This is a genomic window from Pedobacter sp. A2324 (assembly GCF_059693705.1).
On sequence record NZ_JCASSK010000007.1, the window covers coordinates 259,781 to 277,863 of the forward strand.

General features: G+C 42.9%; 16 protein-coding genes and 1 pseudogene. 9 read left to right on the plus strand and 8 right to left on the minus strand.

What is annotated here, in order from left to right:
- Nucleotides 1-23 precede the first annotated feature (23 nt).
- Together AC570I_RS20310 and AC570I_RS20315 are read left to right on the plus strand one after the other, a co-directional pair.
- Nucleotides 24-2,420 carry a TonB-dependent receptor gene (locus AC570I_RS20310; protein WP_497406964.1) on the plus strand — a complete coding sequence of 799 codons (2,397 nt, stop codon included), beginning with the start codon at nucleotides 24-26 and terminating at the stop codon, nucleotides 2,418-2,420.
- A gap of 195 nt (nucleotides 2,421-2,615) precedes the next feature.
- Nucleotides 2,616-4,013 (plus strand): DASH family cryptochrome, encoded by a 1,398-nt coding sequence (locus tag AC570I_RS20315; RefSeq protein WP_497406965.1) that lies wholly within the window; start codon nucleotides 2,616-2,618, stop codon nucleotides 4,011-4,013.
- Between the two features lie 577 nt (nucleotides 4,014-4,590).
- On the opposite strand, the gene AC570I_RS20320 is transcribed toward AC570I_RS20315, so the two are convergent.
- The gene (locus AC570I_RS20320) at nucleotides 4,591-5,202 is read right to left on the minus strand and encodes a GIN domain-containing protein (protein ID WP_497406966.1); all 612 of its coding nucleotides are present in this window, start codon (nucleotides 5,200-5,202) and stop codon (nucleotides 4,591-4,593) included.
- A gap of 725 nt (nucleotides 5,203-5,927) precedes the next feature.
- Between AC570I_RS20320 and AC570I_RS20325 the strand changes: the two genes are divergently transcribed.
- Complete coding sequence (locus AC570I_RS20325; protein WP_497406967.1) at nucleotides 5,928-6,284, plus strand: hypothetical protein; 357 nt, start codon at nucleotides 5,928-5,930, stop codon at nucleotides 6,282-6,284.
- Nucleotides 6,281-7,285 carry a type II toxin-antitoxin system antitoxin SocA domain-containing protein gene (locus AC570I_RS20330; RefSeq protein WP_497406968.1) on the plus strand — a complete coding sequence of 335 codons (1,005 nt, stop codon included), beginning with the start codon at nucleotides 6,281-6,283 and terminating at the stop codon, nucleotides 7,283-7,285. Before AC570I_RS20325 ends, AC570I_RS20330 begins: the two co-directional genes overlap by 4 nt.
- A 465-nt stretch (nucleotides 7,286-7,750) precedes the next feature.
- On the opposite strand, the gene AC570I_RS20335 is transcribed toward AC570I_RS20330, so the two are convergent.
- The 5 genes and pseudogenes from AC570I_RS20335 to AC570I_RS20355 all read right to left on the minus strand — a co-directional run bounded on the left by AC570I_RS20335 (nucleotide 7,751) and on the right by AC570I_RS20355 (nucleotide 10,609).
- Entirely contained in the window at nucleotides 7,751-8,362 is a 612-nt protein-coding gene (locus tag AC570I_RS20335; protein ID WP_497406969.1) for a GIN domain-containing protein, read from the minus strand.
- Nucleotides 8,363-8,673: 311 nt separating this feature from the next.
- Nucleotides 8,674-9,051, minus strand: a complete 378-nt coding sequence (locus AC570I_RS20340; protein ID WP_497406970.1) for a DUF4260 domain-containing protein — start codon at nucleotides 9,049-9,051, stop codon at nucleotides 8,674-8,676.
- 78 nt (nucleotides 9,052-9,129) lie between these two features.
- Complete coding sequence (locus AC570I_RS20345; RefSeq protein WP_497406971.1) at nucleotides 9,130-9,726, minus strand: Crp/Fnr family transcriptional regulator; 597 nt, start codon at nucleotides 9,724-9,726, stop codon at nucleotides 9,130-9,132.
- Nucleotides 9,727-9,864: 138 nt separating this feature from the next.
- Nucleotides 9,865-9,984 (minus strand): annotated as a pseudogene (locus tag AC570I_RS20350) (helix-turn-helix domain-containing protein); the annotation flags it as partial.
- A 91-nt stretch (nucleotides 9,985-10,075) separates the two neighbouring features.
- Nucleotides 10,076-10,609: a hypothetical protein gene (locus tag AC570I_RS20355; protein WP_497406972.1), complete on the minus strand. Its 534-nt coding sequence runs from the start codon at nucleotides 10,607-10,609 to the stop codon at nucleotides 10,076-10,078.
- Between the two features lie 301 nt (nucleotides 10,610-10,910).
- Between AC570I_RS20355 and AC570I_RS20360 the strand changes: the two genes are divergently transcribed.
- The 5 genes from AC570I_RS20360 (at nucleotide 10,911) to AC570I_RS20380 (ending at nucleotide 13,977) form a co-directional block, all read left to right on the plus strand.
- Nucleotides 10,911-11,558, plus strand: a complete 648-nt coding sequence (locus tag AC570I_RS20360; protein WP_497406973.1) for a DUF6266 family protein — start codon at nucleotides 10,911-10,913, stop codon at nucleotides 11,556-11,558.
- Between the two features lie 105 nt (nucleotides 11,559-11,663).
- Nucleotides 11,664-12,038: a hypothetical protein gene (locus AC570I_RS20365; protein ID WP_497406974.1), complete on the plus strand. Its 375-nt coding sequence runs from the start codon at nucleotides 11,664-11,666 to the stop codon at nucleotides 12,036-12,038.
- Entirely contained in the window at nucleotides 11,957-12,505 is a 549-nt protein-coding gene (locus AC570I_RS20370) for an NlpC/P60 family protein (protein ID WP_497406975.1), read from the plus strand. The genes AC570I_RS20365 and AC570I_RS20370 overlap by 82 nt, the downstream gene beginning before the upstream one ends.
- Complete coding sequence (locus AC570I_RS20375; RefSeq protein ID WP_497406976.1) at nucleotides 12,502-12,942, plus strand: hypothetical protein; 441 nt, start codon at nucleotides 12,502-12,504, stop codon at nucleotides 12,940-12,942. The genes AC570I_RS20370 and AC570I_RS20375 overlap by 4 nt, the downstream gene beginning before the upstream one ends.
- Before the next feature lie 60 nt (nucleotides 12,943-13,002).
- Entirely contained in the window at nucleotides 13,003-13,977 is a 975-nt protein-coding gene (locus AC570I_RS20380) for an SDR family oxidoreductase (RefSeq protein WP_497406977.1), read from the plus strand.
- Nucleotides 13,978-14,076: 99 nt separating this feature from the next.
- Here the strand turns inward: AC570I_RS20380 and AC570I_RS20385 are convergent, their stop codons facing one another.
- Complete coding sequence (locus AC570I_RS20385) at nucleotides 14,077-15,357, minus strand: PepSY-associated TM helix domain-containing protein (RefSeq protein WP_497406978.1); 1,281 nt, start codon at nucleotides 15,355-15,357, stop codon at nucleotides 14,077-14,079.
- Between the two features lie 27 nt (nucleotides 15,358-15,384).
- A complete protein-coding gene (locus tag AC570I_RS20390; protein ID WP_497406979.1) occupies nucleotides 15,385-17,868 on the minus strand; it encodes a TonB-dependent siderophore receptor in 2,484 nt (827 codons plus the stop codon).
- Between the last annotated feature and the right edge of the window lie 215 nt (nucleotides 17,869-18,083).

Here is an 18,083-nt window from a genome sequence, read left to right on the forward strand (position 1 = left end):
TTGTTCAAATTAATCCAAACGGTATGCTTTTTATTTTACTCCAACCCACCCGCTTTTATTGTGGCTTAGTTTTCGTTTTGGTTTTCAGCACCATGCTTGTTAGTGCCCAACAAAAGTTGGGTAAAATAACCGGGAATGTTGTTGATGAAAAGCTTGCTGAACTCCCATTTGTACAGATACTTTTAAAAAGAAGTGCAGACTCTAGCGTGGTTAAAGCGATACTTGCGAACGATAGGGGACAGTTTAGTTTCGAAGTTCCTGATGGCAAATATTTTATCGATTTGAGGATGATGGGTTACAGCACGGTGTACTCCAAAGTTTTTGACATCGCTAATGCACAAACTCAATCACTCGGGGCTATTCGGCTATCGCCAACGGCAACACAATTGGCTGCTGTAAACGTTACGGCAATACTTCCTTTTGTGGAAAGACGGGCAGACAAACTCATTGTAAATCTCAACGGTTTAGGTGCTGGCGCGCCGATTATGGAAGTGATGAACCAGCTACCTGGTGTAAGTGTTAGCCCAGACGACCGAATCAGCCTGAATGGTAAATCGGTCCAGATCTATATTGATGGTAAGGCCACCACACTTTCATCAGAGGCACTGGCTGGTATGCTGAAAGGGATTTCTTCATCCGCCATCCAAAAGGTAGAACTCATTGCCCAACCCTCTGCAAAATATGATGCTGCCGGGAATGGGGCAATCATCAACATTATCCGTAAACGTAATTATAAAGCCGGGCTCAATGGAAATGTTTACGCAGGAGGAGGGAAAGGGACATTTGGTAAAGCGAATGGGGGGCTTAACCTGAATTACAAAGGAAAAGCTTATAATCTGCTGCTTAACTTAGATTATAATTACAACAAATATTTCTACGATAGTTACATTGCTTCTACTTTTTTAGGTGCCGAGGGAATAGCCTTAAGTCAATCAACTACTGCGATCAAAAGCACCAGAACCAATGCGAATTACACGCCGAATCTGGGAATGGATTTTTATCTTTCAAAGCGTACTGCACTGTCTGCTTCGTTTAAACCTGGATTTCAGACCTTCGGCCGCAATAGCACTGCCAATATGGATGATGTTGCTGGGCAATCGCAGTTTATTAATCTGGTTAATATTCATGCGTCTAATCTCTCGTCAGGACTTCGACTACAACATCAAATAGATAGCTTGGGAAGAGATTTGACAGTAGATTTAGATTATTACCGTTACGGAAATTATAACGATCAGGACAACAGAACCCTAACGTTTAGCCCCGCATCAGACCTGCAAAGCGTGGTTGGTCAAGACCGTGTATTCGATGTTTATGCTTTTAAAATGGATTATACACATCCTTTAGCCAAAGGCCATCAATTAGAAATGGGTATGAAAACGAGCTATGTTAATGCTAAAAATTCCAACTTTTATCTTGATATAGCTGGTCAGCAAACCAACTTATTTGATTACAAAGAAAGTATTTCAGCACTTTATTTTACTTATGCCCGCACTGCCGATAAATTTTCCTATCAGTTGGGGATAAGGGGCGAATACACTAATGGGCAGGGTGAACAGGAGTTTGGAAAAGAACGTTTTACCAGGAGCTATTTCCAGCCATTTCCATCAGTACATCTGGACTATAAGTTTACCAAAAACCATAGCCTTAGCTTAGGGATGAACAAAAGGGTAGAACGCCCTGGTTACGAAAGCCTGAATCCGCTGGTGCGAATCATTAGCAGCAACAACCTGCAACAGGGAAATCCGGCACTGAAACCATTGATTGCATATAATGCCGATTTATGGTATGGTTATAAAAATGCATTTTTCTTTGGACTAACGTATAGTCACAGCGTTGATGATTTTACCAGTATCTCCGTTCCTTTGGTAAATAGTGTGATATCAACACGCCCGGGAAATGCAGATTATGGGAATTACTTTACGCTTCAGGCAATGTTTGGTAAACAGGTATTGCCATGGTGGTATACCAGTTCGAATGCCATTTTATCCAAACGTTCATTTAAGGGAGAATTTAGCGGGGTTTTGCTGGAAAGCGATGGGATAGCCAGTCTTTCTGCAACTTCGTATAACAGTTTCTCGCTGAGTAAAAATTTCTCTGTGATGTTTCTTTTCAATTATCGTGGCAAAAGTGTAGATCGGACAATTACTAACCGGGCTTTTACTTATGTTACCGCAGGTATTCGGCAGCAGCTCTTAAATAAAAAAGCATCTGTTCAGTTAAATGCTATGGATATTTTTAAATCATACCGTAATGAATATATCCAGAATAGCGGTACCCTGGAACAATTGTGGCGAAACCAGTTTGAAACCAGGATGGTGAAGCTGAATTTTAGCTACAGCTTTGGAGGTACAGTAAAAAACACTAAAAAGAGCAATGGTGCAGAAGATGAACGAAAACGAAGTGCTTTAAATGAGAACTAAGAAATAATAATCTCAATCAATTTCTCCACAACAGAATTTGGAATCGAATTGCAATCGCTAAAATGTTCTATTGAGAAATAACGGACCGCAACATTTCCGGGCTTTATGTTGTTTAACCTAAAAGTGACACTGAACAATGCCTGTTTTGGGTTGGAGTGATGGAGAATCAGGCCTTTTTGACCATAGCGGAAACACATGAAAACAAAAAAAAGGGGACTCATCTGGTTTAAAAACGATCTGCGGCTGCTCGACAACGAGGCCCTGGTTACCGCGCAGCAGGAATCCAGGGAAGTGCTTTGCTGTTACTGCCTGGAAAAGTCAAACTTCGAAAACCATGATCTGGGTTTCCGTAAAGCAGATCTCAACCGGTTCAGATTTTTGGAGCAATCCGTTACTAACCTTAAGGCCAATCTGAAATCAATCGGCGGACAGTTGGTTATCGGTTCCCAATCCGCACTGGTTACCATTCCCGAACTGGTCCACAAATTTCAGATTACCGATATCTATGCAGAGGAAGAATATGCGAGCTATGAATTAAACATAGTCAGGGAATTACAGCAGAAACTCCCTGAAACGGAGTTCCATTTCTTTTGGGGAAAGACGCTTTACCATAAGGACGACATTCCCTTTACCATTGACAAAATTCCCCTGACCAGTAAAGCATACCGCATTCCGGCAGGCAGGGAATCCGAGCCGAGGAAAACAATGGCCATCCCCAAAAAGCTGATCGCGGTCAAAAAAGTCAAGGCTACTAAATTCCCGTCCTACAAAGATTACGGCTTTACCCAGAAGGAATACAAAAACATCAAGCCCTTTGTCAAAGGCGGTGAAGATGCCGCGCTCGAACGGCTTGAATACTATACCTTCAAATCCGAAGAGCTCACCCGTTACCGCTGGAGCCGCAACCAGTCCGAAGGCATGGATTACAGTTCCAAGTTTTCGCCATACCTGGCCCTGGGCTGTATATCACCAAGGGAAATTTTTGAAAAGGTGCAGGCCTACGAGCAGGAGATCAAAAAGAACCAGAGTACCTGGTGGCTGATCTTTGAGCTCGTGTGGCGGGATTACTTTACCTTCAAGTCCATGCGCTTTGGTGATCAGATCTTTAAAACCAAAGGCTATAAAAACAGGAATTACCAGTGGGAGAACGATCCCTCGAAATTCCGGAAATGGTGCGAAGGCAAGACCGGCATCCCTTTCATTGATGCCCACATGCGCCAGCTGAACCAGACCGGTTTCATGAGCAACAGGGGCAGGGTTAACTGCGCGAGTTACTTCGTACATGATCTCAAAATCGACTGGACCTGGGGCGCAGCTTATTTCGAATCGAAGCTTATCGACTATGACGTGAGTTCGAACTGGATGAACTGGCACATGCAGGCCTTTGAAATCTGGTACACCAACCCGGTTAACCAGTCCAATAAGTATAAAGCGCAGGATTTTATACGCCACTGGATCCCGGAACTTGAATCAGCCAATAATATGGAGGTACTTATTCCCTGGGAATACAGATTCAAGGGCTATCCGGAACCAATCGAAATTTATCCCAAATGGAACAGGGCCATCAACCTGATCAAAAAGATAAAGATATAGCAGCCGAGCAAATGCGTTCAAATGGCGATATTATTTCCTAATTTTTGATAAATTAGGAAATATTTGGAAGTCCGTTCACCTTATCTTAAATCCGATCCGATGTACCAAATGCAAAGTTGATTTTGTAAATCAAATCAACATTACATGACCTTAGTTACTTGAATATTAGCACGGTATTTGTATTATATAATAATAATAATAATTAATTTGTATTATAATGTCACGCAATATAGATATCGTTAAAGGCACGGATTCCAAAAAATCAGCGTCAAATCCATTAATTAAGTTGGTGGAGGATAAAAAGCGTGTAATTAGTGCCATTCGCGAGGGTAAAAATTTGTCTAAATTAAAAGGCATTAACTTTGTCCGCCCTCTATAATCTCACCGAATCCACTGTCGTTTGACCGGCTGAATATTTCTTACGCAAATTTGATCATGTATTGATCTCTCCAAAAGATAAAAAATCGTTTCTGTCGGCGGTCCAGGCATTAAATCCCGCTATAGAAGTCCAGGGTGTGTAAAATAAAAAAAGCTGCCCTTTATAGGAGCAGCTTCGATTCATCTGGTGAATACGTTTCTATTTGGCCAGAACCATTGCATTTTGTTCTGCTTCCATAATGGCTTCAGAAGCAAATGATTCTGATTTAAGGCTGGCAAAGTCAGCTAGTTTTACATTTTTCAGGTTGCTGGCAATCATGGTGCTTTGATCAGCTGTACCATTTAATTTCAGCACTGCATCTTCTTTAACGACTGTATATAAACTTCCTGCCGTAGTTTTAATCTTTGCGGTAGCGCTTTGGCTTAAAAATAACTGAAGGTATTTTACATCGAAGTTATTGCTGGTTACCACAACCGACTGGCCATAAGCCTCAATTCTTTCTAAATCCTTTACGGTAATATTTAACGTTACCTGGCTTGTTTCCAGTGAATTGATGAATAAGGTTTTTCCATCAGTAGATACAGTGGTTTTGGTAGCATCGTAATTGGCTGCTCCGCTTACATCTTGTTTATCGCCTTGCGTTAAAACGATCTTTACGTTTCCACTTACCCAGATCCTGTTGAAGGTTGACGATGATGGGGTTTTAGTTTCTGTTTTAACAGGTTCGGCGGCGAAAGTTGCCATTGCTGATGAAGTGATTACTACTGCTGTTAATGCTGCTGCGAATAATGATTTTGCCAAGGTTTTCATATCTTTTATATTTTAAATTTTTGCTTTTGTTTTGTTATTAAGACGCCGCTACCGGGCAAACGTTGCAGGCAAAACCGCTGTATTATACCAGTATGAGGAACCGCTAGACCAACGCCTGTAATTTATAGACGAACGGTTTGAGAAGTGAGGTGTCAAGAGATTTGTATCGACCGGAGATGGGGATTTAAAATTATTTTTTTATCTTGATGAACAAATTGATTTTATGCGGAAAAAGAAACATCCCCATAAATCATCCCTCGAGAGTAAAAAAAAATAGTTTAAAATTAATAAGGCCCGATTCAGGAATGCGTGTAGTGTGTTTGCTGTGGAGAATCTTTATAACACTATCCCCGAAAAGTATTTGCTTTACTTGTTTGGAAGGCGTTTACCCCTTTTTAAACTGGTTTTTGAAAAGGGTTTAATACCCTCTACACATGAGTTTCTATTACAGGAGTATTTTAAAAGGCTGCTAAGAGAATCTTCGGTAACATTGAGTTCTGGCGTTACGATATCATTGCTGGAGTATTTTAGAGATGGAATAATAAACTTTAGCGTTTAAATAATTCGAATAATAAATTAAAAATAAAACTAATTCGTTATTTTTATATCTTTGTGGATAAGTTGATGAACGCGGGTTAAATACAGATATCGAGGTTTGAAAATGCAAAACAAATACGTGCTAAATCAACTTTAAAGTTAATTTATATTACAAATAACAATTTTACTTGGCTGCCAGATCTGAAGTACAAGCTTTCCTGAATGATTTCTCCGTAAAATCCAAGACTTTCGGAGTGCTATTTAGAGATGCGCGTCAGAAAAATACGCAGGCGCTCTTCGATCTGGAGCTGACGCGGCAAAAAAGGATTGAGATCGTTCAATCCATTATCTGGAGTGACTATAGTGAGGGACCAAATGACGATGTGCTTCACGGCGTTGCCAGTTTGTGGGTCTTTGGGAAGACCTATAAAAAAACCGAAATATATATTAAGATATCCATGGGACCGAAAGGCGATCCGGCGATTTGCATTTCCTTTCATCCCGCCGAGCGCCCCATGTCATATCCGCTAAAACCAACCTTATGAAAAGCCCATTCAGTAAAAAAACAATGCCCATCAGGTACAAAGCATTCAGCTTTAATTTCCGTAGAGAGGCGTTCACCATCAAATACCATTATTTTCTCTGCGAACAAACTGGCGAGGAATTCACGGACGAACACCTGGACGAGATAAACATCAATCAGGTTTATAATCAGTACCGGGAAAAATATGGTGTGCCATTCCCGCAAGAGATTGCCTCCATCCGTGAAAAGTATGGCATTTCGGCCCTGCGCATGTCGGAGATATTGGGATTGGGGGCGAATACCTACCGTTTATATGAAGCGGGCGATATGCCCTCTGTTGCTAACGGAAGGCTTATCCTTTCTATAGACAATACCCAGGCATTTATCGAACAGGTAGAAGCAAGCGCTCACCTGCTAGCCGAAAAAGATCGCCAGCGACTCATTGTCCATGCCCGAAAAGTAAAGGAACGTGAGAGTGAAGATTTCTGGAACCAATTGTTCGAAGAAAAGATCTTTGCAGACCAAAAGCCATCCCAGTATAACGGTTATCGGATTCCTGACACGGCGAAGATTGCGCAGGTCATTTCGTTTTTTGCCCAGCAGGGGATTGATCTGTATAAGACTAAACTCAATAAGTTACTTTTTTATGCAGATTTTCTGATGTACAAACGCAGTGCCTATTCCATTACCGGGATTAGCTATAAGGCCATTCCTTACGGTCCGGTACCAGCGGAATACGACAAATTGTACATTAAGTTGTCTGATGATGGGGAAATCAACATCGAAACCATACAATTTGACAATGGTCATTATGGAGATAAAATTATCTCTCAGATAGATGGGCTTGAGCTACTCTCGAAGGAAGAGAAGGAAATCCTTTCCGACGTAGCCAGGACGTTTAAGAACAGCAATACCCAGAATGTCGTTGAGATAAGCCACGAAGAACCTGCATGGATCGACAACCAGAACGAGCGAAAATTGATTAGTTACCAGGATTATGCCTTTGACCTGAAAGCACTATAAAAGAAAACGGTTTTTACAATCGATGGGGCATTTAACCCAATCGATCCAACTCGAATATAATTTGGAATTAAAAGGGTTTTTCAGGCTCGTTCGCAGCACTTTTTTCCGGCCATGCATAACATCTATTAAAATAAAGTCAGGTAGGTTGATTATCTTAGTCCTCCAGGATCATTACGACGATCCGTGGACGGATGATCAAACCGTAGAATTCATTTTTACTTATAAAGATGGTTCTATAAAAGCAATCCGAAACTATGGCAAATAAGGGGGTTCTGGCCTGAAAGCGGTATATAAAAAAATGTGTGAACTGGCTGCCGAATATTAACGGAGTAGCTGAGAAAATTAATTGTTTTTACATATTGCCAAAAGTATTTCTGCAAGCCTTGCAGCGTACTTAAAAAGGTTGTATCATAAAAAAAGCTACCCCTTATGGGAGCAGCCTAAATTGACCTAATGAATACATTTCTATTTGGCCAGAACCATTGCATTTTGTTCTGCTTCCATAATAGCTTCAGAAGCAAATGATTCTGATTTAAGACTTGCGAAGTCAGCAAGTTTTACGTTTTTCATATTGCTGGCAATCATGGTGCTTTGATCAGCTGTGCCGTTTAATTTCAATACCGCATCTTCTTTAACAACGGTATACAAACTTCCGGCTGTAGTTTTAATCCTTGCGGTAGCGCTTTGACCTAAAAATAATTGAAGGTATTTTACATCGAAGTTATTGCTGGTTACCACAACCGATTGGCCATAAGCCTCAATTCTTTCCAAATCTTTTACGGTGATGTTCAAAGTTACCTGGCTGGTTTCTAATGAATTGATGAATAATGTTTTTCCATCAGTAGAGACAGTGGTTTTGGTAGCATCGTAGTTTGCCGCACCCTCTACATCTTGTTTGTCGCCTTGCGTCAAAACGATTTTTACGTTTCCACTTACCCAGATCCTGTTGAAGGTGGAGGATGATGGCGTTTTAGTTTCTGTTTTAACAGGTTCGGCGGCGAAAGTTGCCATTGCTGATGAGGTGATTACTACTGCTGTTAATGCTGCTGCGAATAATGTTTTTGCTAACGTTTTCATATCTTTTATATTCTAAATTTTTGCTGTTGTTTTGTTATTAAGACGTCGCTAACCGGAAAACGTTGCAGGCAAAACCGCTGTATTATACCAGTAAGAGTAACTGCTAGACCAACGCCTGTAATTTATAGACGAACGGTTGCAGCCGGGAGGGCATAAAAGGAAGTTGCCTGCTACTAACATCCCTCAAAACCTTAAATCAGGTGATGCCTTTACCATACTCGAAGGTAACAAGCTGGTGGGGACAGGGGTTATCCGGCACATCCTTGCCGAAAGGCATGCCTAACCAGGAATGATCTAAAAAGAGCTGTTTCTTATCGTTTATCAGGTTTTCCCTTACCACCCATTATCCCCAGGTGTGTGTAATTAAATCCTTTACCTAATTTAAGTCCATAACCCATCAATCGGTCGAGGCTGCTATGACCTAGCAATACCAAACCCGCTAATTCAAGATAAGGGACGTTTAACAACAGTCCCGAAATCGCGATGATTACAGCTATAGCTTGATGATGAAATAGGTTGTAAGTAAAAGCGCCGGTTTTGTTGCCAAATAAATATCCTAGCATACTTAAATCGGGAGCCAGGAAAATAGGAATCCAGAGCCACCATTGAAGGTTCAGGTTCAAAGAAGTAATTAACGGTAGAGAAATAATAAATGGGACGATGGCTTCTGCCCTGATCAATGTTTTCATTTGCTGTAATTTTATAGGACAAATAACAGCAAACGATCGGCTACAGGACGTTAACAAAAGTTAATAAAATTTCTTTAATCAATTTTTTTTTGATGTGACCCGCTTTCGGATACGACTTAAACTAACAGCGCTCACACCCAGATAATTTGCAATTAAATGTTGAGGGATTTGTTCAATAATCTTAGTTTTTGTTCCGGCGAGTAATTGGAGGTACCTGTCTTCAGGCGATAAAATGAGCAAGTCAACCATACGTTCTTCGAGTCCTAAAACGAGGTATTCGGCCAGCTTTCGTCCGAATCGTTCCCACACTTTGGATTGATCAAATAAGGCAACCAGTACCTTGTAAGGAAACACCAGCAGATAGCAATCTGTTAATGCCTGAATGGTTAATTTTGAAGGCGAATTGGTAAGTGCACTGAAATACGATCCGGTTAAGTGGTTTTCGAAATAAAAGTAAGTTGTTTTTTGCTCCCCGTCATGTGTATAATAGTGTCTCATGGTTCCGCTGAGCAGAAAACCAATCTTCGTTTCCAGTTTCCCTTCGGTGATCCAATCGTCTCCCTTTTTTACCTGCTGATATTTTAGGTGTGGAACCAGGAGTTCCCATTCGTCTTGGGGCACATCTACAAAACTGCATATGATGTTTTTAAGTTTTTGTAAATCGCCAGCCTCCATGTCGCTAATTTAGGAAAATTACCTTGGTGATCGTATCATATTTTAGCGAATAGCATATTGTACGGTTTGCTAAATATCCATAAAAAAGAGTTGGAGTTTGTGTAGCGTATTATTTGCATTCTAATGATTAACTACTATTTAAAATGCTTTACGAAAGTCCGTTGGTGTTTGGTTTGTTTTGGCCCTAAACAAACGACTAAAAGATTGCGGAGTTGTAAATCCTAACTGATAGGCGATTTCAGATATAGACAGTGACGTTGTCGATAATTTCCTTGGCCAGGATTATTATGACTTGCCAGAAGCTTGGCAAGCAATATGGTTGCTAGTGCCTTTTTAAATCTATTCTGAATTATAAACCCTCATAGCTTTCCTGCGCATTAGTTAGCCAAACGTTGCCATCAATGATGTCAGCCGCTATAGTGTCATAATTATAACGAATTTGCTCTAAACACTTTTTTATCTTTGCATCAGTGCTACCGATATATCGATTTAATCGCCTATAATCAATGTCTAGAGATTTTTCTGTTCTTAAACTCAGTAAAATGTGCATATCAACGGCATGCCCCAAACTGGAAGTAAAGTCGATATTATATATTCGGTCATTTACAATGCTACAGTTGATATCTTTCCCAGGCTGAAATACAAACGCCAAATCGAGTAGTCTTCTGGTTACCCACGAAGTAATCGATATGTTTATCCTAAACATATTCAGTTCCTTATTTAAGGTTTCAAATACCGGCTCTCCAGCAGTATAACCTAAAGCAGTATAGTTTGGAAAAAATACCTCATCTCTAAGTTTGGGTACAAGGAGTAGTGCCTCCAAATCTTGAGGCGCTATTAATCCATTTTTATTTAGCGTATATAAGGCCTCTTTCCATTTCATAGAACGGTTTTAAGTGTTAGATATTTTTGGCCTAATATCGATAACATTATCATCTTGAGCAAGTTTATATTCTAACCACGTATAGCTCTTTCGAACAAAAAAAAATAAAAAAAATCTCGTCCTGCATTACTTTAGAGTGCATTTATCCCTCTATATCACCCGGGGGTACCGTACCTTGGGTACTGCCATACTTTTTCGATTTTCTTTCCCTTTGTATTGTTGGTGCTGACAAGCCTATACCGGTTAAGCGGCAATCAGTACCATCGAGTTAATTAATTTTTTTATTTAATCCTTTAAAACAATGGGACTTATTAAACAGGGAATCCTTGGTGGATTCCGCAAGAAAACAGGAACAGTAGTTGGTGCTTACTGGCGTTCATTAGACGTAATCAGGGGATTGCCCCGCAGTAGCGGTAAGGCGCCTACTCAAAAACAATTGATGCAGCAGGCGAAGTTTGGTTTGGTGACCGGATTTTTAAGCAACTTCAGTGCTTTGATTGATCGTGGTTTTGGTGCTTCAGGTGAGGTGTCTACACCGATGAATGTGGCTGTGGCCTGGCACCTGAAGAATGCAATTATTGGCGACTATCCGGATTATGAGATCGACCTGAGTATGCTTCGTTTCAGCAATGGTAAACTGGAAATGCCAGCAGAATTTCTGGTAGAGCCGGAAGCAGGTGCTGTGGTTAACATTGGATGGTCTCATACGGAGGCCGACGATAAGTACATCGACGGTACGGATAGCTTAAGTGTATTGGTATATAACACAGTGAAATCTAAATTCATGAGGTTTTCATTGGTAGCACCACGCTCGGCTAAAACCTATAGCCTGCAATTACCAGCAAGCTTTGTGGGAGATGCGGTGCAGATTTATGTGGCCTTTAACTCTACGATTAAGCCTTACACGAACAGCGATAGTGCCAACATTTCCGAACTGACGGTGGTGTAACCTTCCAATTATTTATTCTGATTACCGCCCGGCCAGTCTGAGAGATGCTAAAAGCAACAAAAGCAAGTGACGGGCGGTATTTTATTCAACTTTAAATTATTCATTATGAAAACTTTATTATTTCAGCTCCGTAAAGGAGATTTATTATTTCGTGTTTTTCTCGTGCTATTGGTGGCATCGGTATTAACAACTGCCTGGCGGGTGTTACCCCTGTTGCTGGACAATGGCGATGCTACCGTAGGACTGGTAGACGCCGGTATCTGGCAACTCGCATTTTTCAGTTTGATTTGCTGGTTCTGCCTGTTGATGTTATCACTTGGCTTGTTTACCTTTTTGCGAAAGCAACTCGCATTACCCTCAGTTCATTTTATGGTTTCACAATTCAAAAATTTACAATCATGGCAACAGTTAAGTTTTTATTATGCCTGTTTTGCGCTGCTGTTATTGGCTGGAGTGGGTTGTTTGGTAGCCGTGTTTTAAATCAGGAATTGCGTGTACAGCCCACACGTCAGCTGATCCTTCAGGTTGCTGAGAGTCAGCTGGGAGTTCATGAAGCCACCGGCCACAACGATGGTGAAGTGGTAGAAAGATACCTCCTTTATACGGGCAATACCAAAGGCGATCCCTGGTGTGCAGCGTTTGTGAGCTGGGTGTACGGGCAAGCGGGTTGCCAGCAACCCCGAACCGCCTGGAGCCCATCCTTGCTTCCGCTCAGCAAACGCACCAGCAATCCTGAGCCGGCCGATGTATATGGCATTTATTTTCCGGGCCTTAAGCGCATCGCTCATTGTGGTATAGTAAAAATGCAACGCGGCTCATGGATCATTACCGTGGAGGGAAACACCAATGTTGCCGGGAGCCGCGAGGGTGATGGGGTGTACAGCAAGTACCGGCATATCCGCACCATCAAATATTTTGCCAGCTGGCTGAAAGGGAACAAGTCATGAAGCATTTATTATTACTGTTGGCAGCCTGCCTGGCGGCCTGCACTACTTTACGGAAAGGTGCCGCGAATGCTTCATTAACTGCAAGTAGCAACCTGCAAACCGAACTGACAGCTACGCGGCAATGGACGATAATGAGCAACGATAGCAGCAATTGCGAACTGCAATGGCGCATTTGGCCGAAAGGTATAGTTTTTTATTCGCCCGATAGTGGTTTTAAAGGAGAGGTAGAACTGATGGAACTTTGGAAAAGGGATAGTCGAAAGGTGGAAACAAAAACGACAGGAGTGGCTATGGTAACACAGAAACAACAGGCGCAGCAAAGGATAAAGGAAAAGAAGGCAGCTGTGAATAGTACGAAGGTTGGAATTACGTGGTGGTGCTGGATAGTGGGTGGGCTGGTTTTGGTAGCTTGGCTGTGGTGGAAAGTGGGGAGATAAGCCAATGAAACTTTTTCCCTGTCCTGGTGTTGAATAATCAGTTATTTAACAATCGGAAAGATGGAATTCAACAGCGAAACACTTAAAAACAAAACGGCGGTCATCACGGGCGCTTCGAGCGGGGTAGGACTGGCAACTGCTGAGGCCTTTGCTAAAGCAGGTTGCAATCTGGTTATCGCGGCCAGGGGAGAAGAAGCATTATCAAACGCGGCAAGCCGTTGCTTAAGTTATGGTGTTTTGGTAAAGGCGGTGCCCACCGATGTTTCTGATTACGATCAGGTAACCCACCTGGTGAATGAGGCCCTGGCTGTTAAGGGTGCAATCGATTTCTGGGTAAATAATGCAGGTGTAATGGCCAGTGGCAAATTTGAGGAAATTCCCATTGAAGTGAGCCATCAGGTGGTAAAAACTAATCTTTTTGGCTACATGAATGGTGCACATGCAGTGCTCCCGGTTTTTAAGAAGCAGGGAAGAGGTGTGCTGATTAACAATGTTTCTATCGGGGGATTTATGCCGGCGCCTTACAGTGCAGCTTATTCAGCAAGTAAATTCGGAATTAAAGGGATGATGGAATGCCTGCAGGGGGAGCTGTCTGGTGAACCAGATATCCACGTATGTAACCTTTATCCGCAACTTCAACGCTCTACAGGCAATATGCATTCTGCGAAATACTCCGGACTTGAATTCAAAGTTCCCCCTACGGCTGCCGATCCGCGTGATACTGCGGAACAATTGCTTAGCCTTGCCATTCACCCCAGAAAAGACAAATTTCCGGATTTCCAGTCATGGGCATTAAAAACAATGCATGGTGTTTTTCCTCGCCTGCTGGTGAACACGGCTTCTGCCGGCATGCGTGTATTGATGAAAATCAAACAAGTCTCGCCTACTTCGGGCAACATCCTTAACCACCCGGATAAACCTTACAAAATTTATGGTGAAACAAGCCTTCCTGTGCCATCACGCAAAACAAAAGTTGCATTGGGCTTAGGGGTATTGGCGCTGATTGGTGTGCTGATATCAACGCGGAAGGATTAGTATTCGTTGACGCTATCGGAGTAAAAAAGCTATCAGCATTAATACGGTAAACAGCATTTATAACAAAGCCCCGAATTTTCAGAATCCGGGGCTTTGTGTTTATATTTCTACAAGTACTTTTTCTTGTGGTTTGGAAGGGACCGCATCAGGTTCCCTGGTCAACCTTTTCTCCGGCTGTTTACGCTTTTTCTTAAACTTCCGGCCGTACCATACCAGAAATCCGGTAATGGGTAAACTGGCGCCAATAAGTGAAGCCAGGAAGGCCATCACCTTACCCGGAAATCCCAGGATACTCCCTACATGGATATCGTAATTCATCTTTCGCAGTTTCTGCCCGAAGGAGGCCTGCGCATAGGTTACTGAATAGGCATCTTGTCGCTTTAACTCCTTCAGATTATGTTGGTCAAAAGTGTAGCCCTGACTATTATAAAACTGCCCTTTATTGGGGTACACGGTGATGTTGATGGCGGCTTTAGCATCGGACGTATCTGCGAAGCTATAATAAAAACCCATTGATTTAGGGTGGCGCGCAATGACCTGTTCCCAGGCCAGATCCATTGCTTTTTCGGGCGCATAACCTGTTCCTTTTAAGGTGGAATCGGAGCTCAAACGTTTGAATTCGGCCAGCTTATCCCCACCTGAAGTAACCCAGTACAAGCCTTCACTATACCATTTAATACCATACACCATCCCGGTAAGGGCAATAGCCGCCAGGAACAACAACGCATAGAAGCCCATTACGTTGTGAAGATCGAGGTTTACCCGCTTGAAAGATGCTCCCCATTTAATCTTGAAACTCTTATCACGCGTTGATTTATTCCATTTCTTTGGGTACCACCAGATCAGTCCGGTGATAAGTAAAACAACAAAGATTAACGTGCCGTAATTCACTATGGGACGCCCGATTGCGGAAGGCATCCATAGAAAGCGGTGGCCGTTTAAAATGAACCGGAAGAAATCGGATTCACCGGGTTTGTGCTCCTCGGTACTAATTACCTCGCCCGTATAAGGATTTACTTTGAGGATGGTATTTCCCGTTCGACGATCGCTCAGACCGGCATTAGCCGCCCTTAAATTTAAGTTGATGGCCCGGCCTTGCTGATAGTTGGCATAGGAGGGTACCTTCTCCGGGTAAAGCTTCGCCGCGATCTGCATCAGCTGAGAGGGTTTAACAACAGGCTGATCTTGCCAGGCTACCTTGGTTTCAGGCTCGAGCAAACCGGTAATTTCTTCATTAAATACCCAGATGCAACCGGTGAGGCATACAATCAGTACAATGACGCCTGATATTAACCCCAGCCACAAGTGCAGCCAGTTGTTGACGCGCTTAAATGGCGTATCTTTTTGCTTCTTTTTTCCGGGGCCTTGATTCTTCGTCATTGTACTTTTTTTATAAATCAGATCAGCTTATTTAAACCGGTAAGTAAGGCTCAATCTCGCATTGCGTGGAACCTCGTAGATATAGGTATAGTAAGAAACCGATGTTGCAGTTTCAGTGGCCAGTTTGGTATAGGATCCCTGCGTCAGCAACCGGCGATCCATCAGGTTATTCACTACCGCTGCGATGGTTATTTTACCTTTCTCATATGAAACACCTGCATCGAAACGGTAATAATCAGGCAGCATCAACGGAACAGAAGTTGATCCGGCGTAACGGTCCAGTTGGATCTGGTAACCCGCACTTAAGCCAAAACCGTTCAGCAACGACCCCTGTTTCTGATAGCGGTAAGATAACCAGCCATTGGTAATGTGCTTGGCAGAGTTAGGCGTATTCCTGCCTATTAATTCAGGTTTAGCATCTTCACTGATGGTGGCATCGGTAAACGCGTAGTTTAATACGAGATTCAGGCCACGGGTAATTTCACCGTTTACATCCAGTTCAATACCTTTTGAGATGACGCCGCCCAATTGAATCTGTGCATTTGGATTTAAAGCCAGGTGTGCCGGGTCGAGGTCGGCAGTTAATACATTTGACTTTTTGATGCGGAAAGCAGCCGCCGTTACGTTCCATCTGCCATCGAATAAATCTTTCTTTAAACCCAGCTCGATGTTATTACCGCGGATCGGCTTGAAAGGATTTCCGGCATAGTCCTGACCGGCAACAGGCAGGAAGCTCTGATCGTAAAGGGTATAGGCACTGAAATCTTTCGCAACGGTCACACTTAAACCAGCCCTCGGACTGAAAACATTATCGGATATTTGTGTAAGGTTGGTTTTACCCACGGTTACTGCATGTGTAAAGCGACCGGCTAAGGTTAACCGCACACGTCCATCGAGCATGCGGAGTTCATCCTGTAAGTAAGCACCGGTATAAGTGAGGTTAGTGGCATATACATTTGATCCCGAACGGTTCTGAATACTGCGTGAACGATCGAAAACAGGGATATTACCGAAAGGAATACCATACACCGGATTGTAAATATTAAAGGTTGCATTATTTGCCAACTGCAGGTCAGGTTTGGTTACGCTGGAGAAATCGCCCCAGGTTTTCAGGTTACCCATATCTAGTCCGCCGAGAATGCGGTGCACAACAGCGCCCGTAGCCACGTCGCCCATCAAGCTTACCTGTAGGTTTTTGTTAATGGCCAGCTCCTCACTGATATTGAGGTAACGCTTCATATCGCCATTGGCTGCGATGGTGGAAGGCCATGGGGTACCGCCATCTAAACCATAACGGAGATAGGCTGCCTGCGCATTGATTTTCCAGTCTTTGTTTAAACGGTGGCTGAAATAAAGGGTGGCATTGTGGTCATAAAGCTTTGCCGGGTCCAGTGCCGGGTCGCCCAGAAAGAAACTGGGATCGGTATCTGCGAAACCTTTTGGCGAAAAACCATATGTGCCCAGTGCCTGTGCCTCTACGTGCTGGGTAGTATATTCAGCGGTGATTAAGGTATTGCTGTCGATTTGATAGCTGATTACTGGCGCGATGATATATTTATCGGTGTAATTGTATTTGTTGTAACTGTCTTTAGATTGTGCGGCCACATTCAGGCGGAATAATAACTTGCCATCGCGACTTAATTTGCCATCCAGGTCGACAGCTGCGCGTGCCAGGTTATAACCACCGGCAGCTACACTTACCGAACTGTTGTTTTGACCCGTAGGTTTCTTGGTTACCACATTGTAAATACCGCCGGGCTCACCGTTGGCCATCATAAAGCCAGATGGGCCTTTTACGAATTCAATGCGATCAATGGTTGCCGCATCGTCAGCCAATGGTCCCCATGGCATTTTTTGGTTCATCCCGTTGCGGAAGGCAGGAATACTGGTACCGCGCATAAAGATATTGGCATATTGTGCATCCCAGTGGCCTACGCGTAACGTACCGCTCACATTTCTGGTGATGCCATCAACAATATCAAATACCTGCTGATCAGCCAGTACCTTGCCGGTTACCACCTGGATGTTCTGTGGCACTTCGATCAGCGGTGATTGTAAGCGCAGTGAAGGGGATACTTTATCTACTTTATATTTTTTCTTATTGGTGTTTACCTGTACCTCGTTTAATTCCGAATGATTTTCTTTTAACGAAAAATCAGCAATAACAGTACTCCGGGAGGAAACATGGATCTGTTTTTCCTTTGGAAAAAGGCCGACTGCTGAAACCACAAGGGTATAATCGCCAACCGGTACACGTCGGATCTGGTATAAGCCATCCTCGTCGGTAACCGCGCCCAGGCGGGTGCCTTTCAACACTACCGTTACATTTGCAGCTACGCCACCATCAGCAGTGGTGATCCGGCCTCTCACTACCCCAGTTTGTTCGTCATTGCGGTACTTCGGAAGACTAGCTGTATTATAAATGGCTGTCAGATCATGAGCAGAACTGGCTTGAACTGCAAATATTGCGGTGCAGCACACACCTAAGCGTAAAATTTTCTTAAATTGCATTTACTTTTAATTTGATGTTAGAAGTTGTTGGGCTTAGCGCCCTAACGCCACACGGGGTCGGATCCGTGTGGCATTTTTTGCAAAGTTAAGTTTATTGAGAATAAATCCAAATAAAGTTCTTGAGTTACGGATTGGTTTTGGGATTGAAGGGGGAGTTACAAACTGGTTGGGTTTGATAAGGGGGGATTGAGGGTTGCCAGAAAAACTTGAAAAAA

What these genes read in the sequence shown, in the direction of transcription:
- AC570I_RS20310 (WP_497406964.1), top strand. Translation starts at nt 24, where the DNA reads ATGCTTTTTATTTTACTCCAACCCACCCGCTTTTATTGTGGCTTAGTT.
- AC570I_RS20315 (WP_497406965.1), top strand. Translation starts at nt 2,616, where the DNA reads ATGAAAACAAAAAAAAGGGGACTCATCTGGTTTAAAAACGATCTGCGG.
- AC570I_RS20320 (WP_497406966.1), bottom strand. Translation starts at nt 5,202, where the DNA reads ATGAAAACCTTGGCAAAATCATTATTCGCAGCAGCATTAACAGCAGTA.
- AC570I_RS20330 (WP_497406968.1), top strand. Translation starts at nt 6,281, where the DNA reads ATGAAAAGCCCATTCAGTAAAAAAACAATGCCCATCAGGTACAAAGCA.
- AC570I_RS20335 (WP_497406969.1), bottom strand. Translation starts at nt 8,362, where the DNA reads ATGAAAACGTTAGCAAAAACATTATTCGCAGCAGCATTAACAGCAGTA.
- AC570I_RS20340 (WP_497406970.1), bottom strand. Translation starts at nt 9,051, where the DNA reads ATGAAAACATTGATCAGGGCAGAAGCCATCGTCCCATTTATTATTTCT.
- AC570I_RS20345 (WP_497406971.1), bottom strand. Translation starts at nt 9,726, where the DNA reads ATGGAGGCTGGCGATTTACAAAAACTTAAAAACATCATATGCAGTTTT.
- AC570I_RS20355 (WP_497406972.1), bottom strand. Translation starts at nt 10,609, where the DNA reads ATGAAATGGAAAGAGGCCTTATATACGCTAAATAAAAATGGATTAATA.
- AC570I_RS20360 (WP_497406973.1), top strand. Translation starts at nt 10,911, where the DNA reads ATGGGACTTATTAAACAGGGAATCCTTGGTGGATTCCGCAAGAAAACA.
- AC570I_RS20365 (WP_497406974.1), top strand. Translation starts at nt 11,664, where the DNA reads ATGAAAACTTTATTATTTCAGCTCCGTAAAGGAGATTTATTATTTCGT.
- AC570I_RS20370 (WP_497406975.1), top strand. Translation starts at nt 11,957, where the DNA reads ATGGCAACAGTTAAGTTTTTATTATGCCTGTTTTGCGCTGCTGTTATT.
- AC570I_RS20375 (WP_497406976.1), top strand. Translation starts at nt 12,502, where the DNA reads ATGAAGCATTTATTATTACTGTTGGCAGCCTGCCTGGCGGCCTGCACT.
- AC570I_RS20380 (WP_497406977.1), top strand. Translation starts at nt 13,003, where the DNA reads ATGGAATTCAACAGCGAAACACTTAAAAACAAAACGGCGGTCATCACG.
- AC570I_RS20385 (WP_497406978.1), bottom strand. Translation starts at nt 15,357, where the DNA reads ATGACGAAGAATCAAGGCCCCGGAAAAAAGAAGCAAAAAGATACGCCA.
- AC570I_RS20390 (WP_497406979.1), bottom strand. Translation starts at nt 17,868, where the DNA reads ATGCAATTTAAGAAAATTTTACGCTTAGGTGTGTGCTGCACCGCAATA.